Genomic DNA, 8,326 nt, shown 5'->3' with positions numbered 1-8,326 from the left:
GTTGACCACCATCACCTCATCGGGCCGGGCGATCGGGTGGTTATTGACGCTCCAACCTATCCGATGGCCATCAGCGCCATTCAGGGCGCCTCCTGCCGCCCCGTCGGGGTTGCGCTTCCGCAGCAGGGATGGGACTGCGATGGACTGGCGGCGACTATTGCGCAGACTGCGCCGCGGCTGGCGTGGCTGATGCCGGATCTTCACAACCCCACCGGACGCTGTATGGATGCCCCCACCCGCCAGCGGGTTGCGGACATCGCCGCCAGGACGCGAACAACGCTGGTAATCGACGAGACCATGGCCGACCTTTGGTATAACGCGCCGCCGCCCCCGCCGCTGGCCAGCTTCAATCCCGATGCCGCGGTGCTCACCATTGGTTCGGCCGGGAAAAGCTTCTGGGGGGGACTACGTATCGGCTGGATCCGCGCCAGCGCGCGGACCATCGCCTCGCTTATTCAGGCCCGCGATTCGCTGGATTTGGGTACGCCGCTGCTGGAGCAACTGGCCTGCAGCTGGCTACTGGGAAATGCCGCCACACTGCTGCCGCCGCGGCGGGAGATGCTCAAGGCGCGCCGGGACATGTGCGAAACGCTGATGGCGGAATATTTTCCCCGCTGGCGGTTTTCGCCACCGGAAGGTGGGCTCTCTTTTTGGGTGGAACTTCCTGACATGCTGGCCACCCTGTTCTCTGCGCGTGCGGAAAGCCAGGGGATCCATATCGGCACCGGTACGCGGTTTGGGCTGGAAGGGGCGTTCGATCGCTATTTACGTCTGCCGTTTACGCTGCCGGATGAAGCATTGCGCCGGGCCTTCTCCACGCTACAACCGCTGTGGCAAAGCCTTGCTGAACAGAAGGAAAATACACGTTTGCGAAAAATAATATAAGAAAATAGCGACGGGCTGACTTCAGCCCGTCAAATGACCTTCATCCATGAGGTATATGAGATGTTTTTATAAAATTGCCTGGCTATCCTGCCCTCTGGTTATGGCAACCCAATGACAGAAAGAAGGCAATTTCATTAATGCTGGCGCGGAATAGGAAACCCTTTCAGGGAAATAATAAAGCCATCTTCATCTTTTTTGATTTTAGCGCCGGTGTCACACCAGTCGGAAGCAATGCGAAAGAACTCATCACTACCGATATTCCAGTTCAGGCGGACGTGTTTTACGTATCCTGAGCGCAACATATCGCAAGCTTCGCTATAGTTGCTGGCTGTAGAGAATTGTTGTTTCATTTTTTCTTCTTCAGAAGTTTTCTTAATGCTTTGATTTCTTTAGGGGTAAGTGGCGTCGCTTCCTCTTCGGTATGCTGGCTGTCAATGTCCTCTTCCGTCACCCCCGCCTCACCTGCTGACTCCTCCAGCTGAAAAGCCAGCTGCAGCAGCTTTTCCGTTGCCGTTCCCAGGTTCTCGTTATTAACTTCCGCATAATGACGCAACTTTTCTTTTAGCTCTGCGTCAATTTTTACATTCAAAACCACTGTGGTCATAGCTACGCTTCCCGTGCAATAAAATCATCATAATTAATACACGAAGTTAACATGCTGATCCAGAGATATATTTTACAGCATGAGCCTGGCAACAAATTCCCATCAGTAAGATGCGCTTTATTTATGACATGCAAATGACATTAATATTTCAGTAGTATTTCAGATTTATGACAAGTAAATATTATGGAATAAAAGAAGGGGGTTTTAACAACAAAAACTAATATGCGATCTTTATCAGAAATTAATTATTGCAGGAATAAAAACCGGACAAATATAAGGGAAACACCAGGCGGGAGAAATGGGTGGGGGCCCTGCCAGCTACATCCCGGCACACACGTCGTCTGCTCTGGCTGCTTCCTTCCGGACCTGACCTGGTAAACAGAGTAGCGTTGCGGGAGAACCAACAGAGCCCCCATTGAGAGCGTTAGTTGCCTAACGCGCTGGCGCATTATCCCTGCTGACCTGGTGAATTGCAAGCTCACACCGTCCGCCTGCTGGTTTATTGCGCAATAACGCGAATAAAACCAGCCACTCACGGTCAGCCTGTGAGATTGCGAGCCCGCGCTCAGCACACATCCGGGTTATCCACCATACTTATCCTCTTCGTCCTCTTTTATCACCAGTACATTGTCTCGACGGTAATCGAATGACTGACTCATCACCACAGACCATCACTCTGCCTTTACCTGCTATTGAAGGGATGACCATCGCCTTTCAGGGCGTAAACTACCTGCGTCCTGAAAAAATGCTCGACTTCGCGACCATCAGTCCCGCGCCGGTGCGGGCGGTTACGCCGCTGGCGCTGCTCTATTCCACCGTCGGCGTGCTGCGCCAGGTGGAGCTACGCAAGCTGCCGGTCTATATCAGCGGTCGGGTGGTGTACCCTATCTCGTCGTTAACCATGCCGGGCCTGCGCGCGAGGCTGATCATCAACGCCACTTCGCAGCGGTTGAAATTTCTTGAAAGTCTCATCGCCAGCTCAGCCTCCGACAATGTCCATGGCATGCAGATCCTCGGCCTCGCTCTGACGTTCACCGTCGAACAGGCCGCCTGACCCAGGCCGGCTGTACAGCTCCAGGATTAGCGCTTATGCTGACGTTTTGCCGGTAACAGGACAGAAAATGGCTCCGCACGACACATTTCCCCAACGCGTCTGGCACATCGTGGCGTCGATACCGGAAGGGTATGTCACGACCTACGGCGAGGTCGCCCGGCTGGCAGGTTCACCGCGCGCGGCGCGCCAGGTGGGCGGCGTATTGAAGCGCCTGCCGGAAGGGTCCACCCTGCCATGGCATCGGGTGGTCAATCGCCATGGCGATATCTCCCTCACCGGCCCCGATCTACAGCGGCAGCGTCAGGCGCTGCTGGCCGAGGGTGTGCAGGTCTCCGGCAGCGGCCATATCGATCTCCAGCATTATCGCTGGGTTTATTGAAGGCAAAAAAAAAGCCCCCATCCGGGGGCGTAGCGAGCTTACTGGGCGACAGGAACTGCGGTCTGCTGGACCGGAACCAGCGTCAGGTCGGCATGAGTGCCGCCCTGGTTTATTACCGTCTGCACGGTATCGGTAATAAACATCAACTGGCCGTTAACCGTGATCGCCGCGCTTAGCAGAATGCGAGCGTTCGGTTGAATATCTGCCGGGTTGTAAGGCAGCGCAAAGTTAAATGGCGCCTGTTTGCCTTCGGTACGCACCGCTTTTTGCGACAATACGCGGGCTGGCGCATCTGCCAGAGAAGCATCCGACAGGGTCACCGTCAGTACCGCATCCGGCGGTAAAGCGATTCTCTGGCGGATATTAATCGTCCCCGTGACGCTCGGCTGCTGCTGCGCCACGCTCAGCGTAGCGATACCGTAAGGGTCGGGCGCGGCCGCCTGCGTCGAAGAATTGTTCGAGTGGTGATTAGCACAGGCGGTCAGCGTCGCGGCGACGGCTAAGGCACTAAACATATAGGCAAATTTCATGATGTTCTCCTTATCATCCCTTAATACCCAGGAGGATGTTCCGCCGCTTCGCCGGCAGGAACTTTCGTGTCGTCAATAAGTGTGGCACAGATCTCAGATTTGTTCCTGTTAACTGGTCGTTATTCAGATTATTACACCCATCGGACCACTTGCGATTCCAGGTTATACTTGGCCACATTACGCGCGCTGCGCCGCTATTGTTAATTGAGGATAAGTATGAGTCAGGCACTCTCTAACCTGCTGGCATTATTAGATCTGGAAAAAATTGAGGAAGGGTTGTTTCGCGGGCAGAGCGAAGACCTGGGGTTACGTCAGGTTTTTGGCGGCCAGGTAGTGGGTCAGGCGCTGTATGCGGCAAAAGAGACCGTGCCCGTTGAGCGTCTGGTTCATTCGTTTCACAGCTACTTTCTTCGCCCCGGCGATAGCCAGAAGCCGATCGTTTACGATGTGGAGGTGCTGCGCGACGGCAACAGCTTCAGCGCCCGTCGGGTCGCCGCCATCCAGAACGGGAAGCCGATTTTCTATATGACCGCCTCCTTCCAGGCGCCAGAGAATGGCTATGAGCATCAGAAAGCAATGCCGGCCGCCCCCTCCCCTGACGGCCTGCCTTCGGAAACCGATATCGCTCGCAAGCTGGCGCATCTCCTGCCGCCGCAGGTGAAAGACAAATTCCTCTGCGATAAACCGCTGGAGATCCGTCCGGTAGAGTTTCATAACCCAATGAAAGGCCATATCGCCGAACCGGTGCGCCAGGTCTGGCTGCGCGCCAACGGCGCCGTCCCTGACGATCTGCGTATTCATCAGTATCTGCTGGGCTATGCTTCAGACTTTAACTTCCTGCCGGTGGCGCTGCAGCCGCACGGCGTTGGTTTCCTTGAGCCCGGCATGCAGGTCGCCACCATCGACCACTCTATGTGGTTCCACCGGCCGTTTAATATTAATGAATGGCTGCTGTATAGCGTCGAAAGCACCTCGGCCTCCAGCGCCCGCGGCTTCGTTCGCGGCGAATTCTACACCCAGGATGGCACGCTGGTTGCCTCAACGGTTCAGGAAGGGGTGATGCGCAACCGCAACGCATAAAAAAAGCCTCCCGGACGGGAGGCTTTTCGCTATCAGGAGAGAATGGCTTTTTTATCAGGCGTTATAGGCGTTTTCGCCATGGCTGTTGACGTCCAGCCCTTCGCGCTCCTGCTCTTCCGGCACGCGCAGCCCGACGGTCATATCCGCCACTTTGTAGCCGATGAACGCCACAACGCCGGACCAGACCACGGTGATGGCGATACTTTCCAGTTGCACCAGCAGTTGATGGCCCATGGTGACGCCTTCCGCATAACCGACGCCGCCCAGAGAAGTCGCCGCGAAGATACCAGTCAGGATACAGCCGACGATGCCGCAGACGCCGTGAACGCCGAAGACGTCGCAAGGATCATCCACACGCAGCCAGCGTTTCAGCGCAGTCACGCCCCAGATACCCGCCAGGCCAGAGGCGATACCGACGATCAGCGCCCCGCCGACACCGATATAACCACACGCCGGCGTAACGCCAACCAGACCGGCAATTGCCCCGGAGCAGGCGCCCAGCAGTGAAGGTTTGCCGCGCAGAGCCCATTCGCCAAAGGTCCACGCCAGGATAGCCGCAGCGGTCGCCACGACGGTGTTAACGAACGCCAGGGCCGCAATTTCATTCGCTGCGCTGGCAGAGCCGGCGTTGAAGCCGAACCAGCCCACGTAGAGGATAGCGGTGCCAGTGAACACCATCGGCAGGTTATGCGGTTTGAACGCTTCTTTGCCGAAGCCCACGCGTTTGCCCATCATATAGGCGCCGACCAGCCCGGCGACCGCGGCGTTGATGTGCACAACGGTGCCGCCGGCGAAGTCCAGCGCGCCATGGGTCGCCAGCAGACCGCCGCCCCAAACCATATGCGCAATCGGCACGTAGGAGAGTGTCATCCACACCACCACGAAGATCAGTACCGCGGAGAAACGAATACGTTCCGCCAGCGCCCCGACAATCAGCCCGACGGTGATGCAGGCGAACGAGCCCTGGAAGGCCACGTGGATATACTGATAGAAGGTGCCCATCAGCGCTTTCAGCTCAATATTTTTCAGCATCACCCAGTCAAAGCTGCCGAAGAAGCTGCCGCCGGTGCCGAAGGCCAGGGTATAGCCATAAATCACCCACAATACGCAGACCAGGCCAAAGGTGACAATCACCTGAGTCAGCATGGACAGAACGTTCTTACCGCGGATCAGGCCGCCGTAAAACAGCGCAATCCCCGGGATAGTCATAAACAGAACCAGCGCGGTGCAAATCATCATAAACGCGTTATCGGCTTTGTCCGCCACCGCAGGCGCGGCCATCGCCAGCCCCGGCAGAAGGGCTAATGCCCCCAGACCCGATTTCATTGTTGCCATTTTCATTGTTTCGTTCCCCATCACTGTGTGGTCTGGAAATTACAGTGCCGCTTCGTCAGCTTCGCCGGTACGGATGCGAATGACGCGCTGCAATTCAGCGACGAAAATTTTGCCGTCGCCAATTTTTCCGGTGTAAGCCGCTTTGCTGATGACATCGATGACTTCATCCAGCTGATCGTCGGCAATCGCCACATCAATCTTCACTTTTGGCAGAAAGTTGACGCTATACTCGGCGCCGCGGTAGAGCTCCGCGTGACCTTTCTGACGGCCAAATCCTTTGACTTCAGTGACCGTCAGGCCCTGAATGCCGATGGAAGACAAAGCTTCACGCACGTCTTCCAATTTGAATGGTTTGATTACCACGGTAACCAGCTTCATAAGTCCCCTCCAGTCAGTATTCGGTAATGGCCGCAGCTAACACGATGGATATAAAGCAAGGGCTATGCCAGAAATGAAAAAAGGCCGCAAAGCGGCCCTTTGATGGCAAAAAACAGGGGACAGGTCAGGCAATATCCTGCGCAACGGCGCCTGGCGCGCAAAAATGCACCACAACGGTGCATTTGATGTAACGTTTTTGCACCATCGCAGGCCGCCCAGCGTTCCCTGCCTGCTGGTGGTGCATCAGGCGCTGAGCGACTCCTCTCTGGCGCTGGCCGCCAGCTCTTCGCCGGCCAGCTGCAGCTGATACATCTGCCAGTAGCGGCCTTTCGCCGCCAGCAGCTGCTGATGGGTGCCCCGCTCGACAGCCTGACCTCGATGCAGAACCAGGATGGTATCGGCCTCCACAATGGTCGACAGCCGATGGGCAATAACCACGAGGGTGGTATGCTGGCGGACCTTCGCCAGCGCCTGCTGGATCGCCTGCTCGGTACCGGAGTCGATGTTTGCCGTCGCCTCATCCAAAATCAGTACCTGCGGGGTATCCACCAGCACGCGCGCCAGCGCCAGCAGCTGCTTCTGCCCGACGGAGAGATTATTGCCCTGCTCGCCCAGTTGGGTGTACAGCCCATCGCTCATGCTGCGCGCCACCGCCGCCAGCTGCACCGCCTCCAGCGCTTCCCAAACCTGCGCCTCACTGATGTCCCGGCCCAGCGCGACGTTGGCGTAGAAGGTATCCGCCAGCACTACGGGATCCTGTTGCACCATAGCGATGCCCCGACGCAACGCGCTGTGGCTGAGGGATGCGAGCGGTCGACCATCGATGCGGATCTCGCCGTGGGTTAACGGGTAATAGCCCATCATCAGACTGGCGAGGGTACTTTTTCCGCTGCCGGTATGTCCGACCAGCGCCACGAAGCTGCGGGAGGGAATATCCAGCGTGATATCCTGGAGAACCAGACGGTCCCCCCGGTAAGCAAAGGAGAGATGGTCAATTTCCACCCGACCGCTGCTCAGCGGCGCGTCATCCGTACCCCACGCCTGGCGCGGGCGATCCATCAGCTCGAAAACGCGCTCGCCGGCGACCACCGCCTGCTGCAGCATCGACTGCTGGGTGGTCAGCTCGATAAGCGGCTCGTTAAGGCGTCCAAGATAGCTGATAAACGCGTACAGGACCCCAACCTCGATCGTGCCCACCGCGCTAAAGCCGAACAGCATCAGCAGCCCGCACAGCACCAGCGAGGAAAAAAGGCTCAGCAGCGGGCGCAGCAGAAAACCGTCCAGGCGCAGCGTCTGCATCCGCGCCAGATAGTGGGCATAGCTGGCCTCGCGCATCCGTTCGCCAAAGCGCGCCTGCTGGCGGAACTGCTGGATGACGCCCATGCCGTTGATCACTTCGTTGAAGCCATCGTTGATGTCGGCAAGCCAGGCGCGCACCCGCCGCACGATCGGCGTGCTATAGCGCTGATAGATAATCATCACGATCAGCACCGCCGGGAAAATCGCGATCGCCACCAGCGCCATCCGCCAGTCGAGGCTAAACATCGCCACCAGCATCGCGCCGATCAGCGCGGCGCTGCGCAGTACCGTAGCCACCACCGTCACGTACAGATCGCGAATGACTTCCGTATCGTTGGTTACCCGTGAGATAAGCTGCCCAACCGGCTGGGTATCAAACTCGCTGAGCGGCTGATGCAGGGCGGCATCCATCACGTCGCTGCGCAACTGCTGGACGACGCCGACCGCGGCGCGGTTAAACAGCAGCGACTGGTTATAGTGCAGGAGCGCCGCCAGCAGCTGCAGGCCGATATAGGCTACCGCCAGGCCGGCCACCAGCTTCAGCGGCAGCGTATGTTTCGCCACCATGTTGTCGATGAAATAGCTGATAAGCAGCGGGCCGCTCACTTCCGCCGCCGCCGCAATCCACATCATCGCCACCGCGATGGCCAACGGCTTGCGCCACGGTGAACCATAGGCCAGCAGGCGTTTAAGCGTCGGCCAGAGTTCGGTAAAGCTACGCATCCAGGGCCTCCTCTTGCGTCTGCGGAACCTCGTCGAGCGCGGCCTCCAGCTGCTGATAT

10 protein-coding genes and 1 other RNA gene are annotated in these 8,326 nt (G+C 57.7%); 4 read left to right on the top strand and 7 right to left on the bottom strand.

Translation table 11 applies throughout. The annotated features are described in order from the left end of the window. A partial coding sequence (locus tag KHQ28_RS25365; protein WP_211777724.1) for a PLP-dependent aminotransferase family protein occupies positions 1-885 on the top strand: 885 nt, incomplete at its 5' end. 134 nt (positions 886-1,019) lie between these two features. Here the strand turns inward: KHQ28_RS25365 and KHQ28_RS25360 are convergent. From KHQ28_RS25360 to ffs, 3 genes are all read right to left on the bottom strand, one after another. Beyond that, entirely contained in the window at positions 1,020-1,235 is a 216-nt protein-coding gene (locus tag KHQ28_RS25360) for a hypothetical protein (RefSeq protein ID WP_004142688.1), read from the bottom strand. After that, positions 1,232-1,489, bottom strand: a complete 258-nt coding sequence (locus KHQ28_RS25355; RefSeq protein WP_002891977.1) for a hypothetical protein — start codon at positions 1,487-1,489, stop codon at positions 1,232-1,234. Before KHQ28_RS25355 ends, KHQ28_RS25360 begins: the two co-directional genes overlap by 4 nt. 309 nt (positions 1,490-1,798) lie before the next feature. Then, positions 1,799-1,895, bottom strand: an RNA gene (gene ffs / locus KHQ28_RS25350) — signal recognition particle sRNA small type. Positions 1,896-2,135: 240 nt separating this feature from the next. Here ffs and KHQ28_RS25345 point away from each other — a divergent pair. Then, a complete protein-coding gene (locus KHQ28_RS25345) occupies positions 2,136-2,543 on the top strand; it encodes a dTDP-glucose pyrophosphorylase (protein ID WP_004178755.1) in 408 nt (135 codons plus the stop codon). Positions 2,544-2,610: 67 nt separating this feature from the next. Further along, positions 2,611-2,922: an MGMT family protein gene (locus tag KHQ28_RS25340; protein WP_004142687.1), complete on the top strand. Its 312-nt coding sequence runs from the start codon at positions 2,611-2,613 to the stop codon at positions 2,920-2,922. A gap of 38 nt (positions 2,923-2,960) precedes the next feature. On the opposite strand, the gene KHQ28_RS25335 is transcribed toward KHQ28_RS25340, so the two are convergent. Continuing rightward, the gene (locus KHQ28_RS25335; RefSeq protein ID WP_002891903.1) at positions 2,961-3,452 is read right to left on the bottom strand and encodes a YbaY family lipoprotein; all 492 of its coding nucleotides are present in this window, start codon (positions 3,450-3,452) and stop codon (positions 2,961-2,963) included. A 216-nt stretch (positions 3,453-3,668) separates the two neighbouring features. Between KHQ28_RS25335 and tesB the strand changes: the two genes are divergently transcribed. Beyond that, on the top strand, positions 3,669-4,532 hold the full coding sequence (gene tesB / locus KHQ28_RS25330) for an acyl-CoA thioesterase II (protein ID WP_002891899.1): 864 nt from the start codon (positions 3,669-3,671) through the stop codon (positions 4,530-4,532). 54 nt (positions 4,533-4,586) lie between these two features. On the opposite strand, the gene amtB is transcribed toward tesB, so the two are convergent. From amtB to KHQ28_RS25315, 3 genes are all read right to left on the bottom strand, one after another. Next, positions 4,587-5,873, bottom strand: a complete 1,287-nt coding sequence (amtB, locus tag KHQ28_RS25325) for an ammonium transporter AmtB (protein ID WP_004152876.1) — start codon at positions 5,871-5,873, stop codon at positions 4,587-4,589. 33 nt (positions 5,874-5,906) lie between these two features. After that, positions 5,907-6,245, bottom strand: coding sequence for a P-II family nitrogen regulator (gene glnK / locus KHQ28_RS25320; RefSeq protein WP_002891893.1), 339 nt, complete (start codon positions 6,243-6,245; stop codon positions 5,907-5,909). A 243-nt stretch (positions 6,246-6,488) separates the two neighbouring features. Further along, positions 6,489-8,267: a SmdB family multidrug efflux ABC transporter permease/ATP-binding protein gene (locus tag KHQ28_RS25315; protein WP_002891880.1), complete on the bottom strand. Its 1,779-nt coding sequence runs from the start codon at positions 8,265-8,267 to the stop codon at positions 6,489-6,491. Positions 8,268-8,326 lie beyond the last annotated feature (59 nt).

The organism is Klebsiella sp. 28, assembly GCF_018223905.1.
In the GTDB taxonomy this organism is placed as follows: domain Bacteria; phylum Pseudomonadota; class Gammaproteobacteria; order Enterobacterales; family Enterobacteriaceae; genus Klebsiella; species Klebsiella pneumoniae.
The sequence above is the reverse complement of the archived record's forward strand: the minus strand, read 5'-3'. Positions and strand labels throughout refer to the sequence as shown.

What these genes read in the sequence shown, in the direction of transcription:
- KHQ28_RS25340 (WP_004142687.1), top strand. Translation starts at nt 2,611, where the DNA reads ATGGCTCCGCACGACACATTTCCCCAACGCGTCTGGCACATCGTGGCG.
- KHQ28_RS25345 (WP_004178755.1), top strand. Translation starts at nt 2,136, where the DNA reads ATGACTGACTCATCACCACAGACCATCACTCTGCCTTTACCTGCTATT.
- KHQ28_RS25335 (WP_002891903.1), bottom strand. Translation starts at nt 3,452, where the DNA reads ATGAAATTTGCCTATATGTTTAGTGCCTTAGCCGTCGCCGCGACGCTG.
- KHQ28_RS25355 (WP_002891977.1), bottom strand. Translation starts at nt 1,489, where the DNA reads ATGACCACAGTGGTTTTGAATGTAAAAATTGACGCAGAGCTAAAAGAA.
- tesB (WP_002891899.1), top strand. Translation starts at nt 3,669, where the DNA reads ATGAGTCAGGCACTCTCTAACCTGCTGGCATTATTAGATCTGGAAAAA.
- KHQ28_RS25360 (WP_004142688.1), bottom strand. Translation starts at nt 1,235, where the DNA reads ATGAAACAACAATTCTCTACAGCCAGCAACTATAGCGAAGCTTGCGAT.
- glnK (WP_002891893.1), bottom strand. Translation starts at nt 6,245, where the DNA reads ATGAAGCTGGTTACCGTGGTAATCAAACCATTCAAATTGGAAGACGTG.
- KHQ28_RS25315 (WP_002891880.1), bottom strand. Translation starts at nt 8,267, where the DNA reads ATGCGTAGCTTTACCGAACTCTGGCCGACGCTTAAACGCCTGCTGGCC.
- amtB (WP_004152876.1), bottom strand. Translation starts at nt 5,873, where the DNA reads ATGAAAATGGCAACAATGAAATCGGGTCTGGGGGCATTAGCCCTTCTG.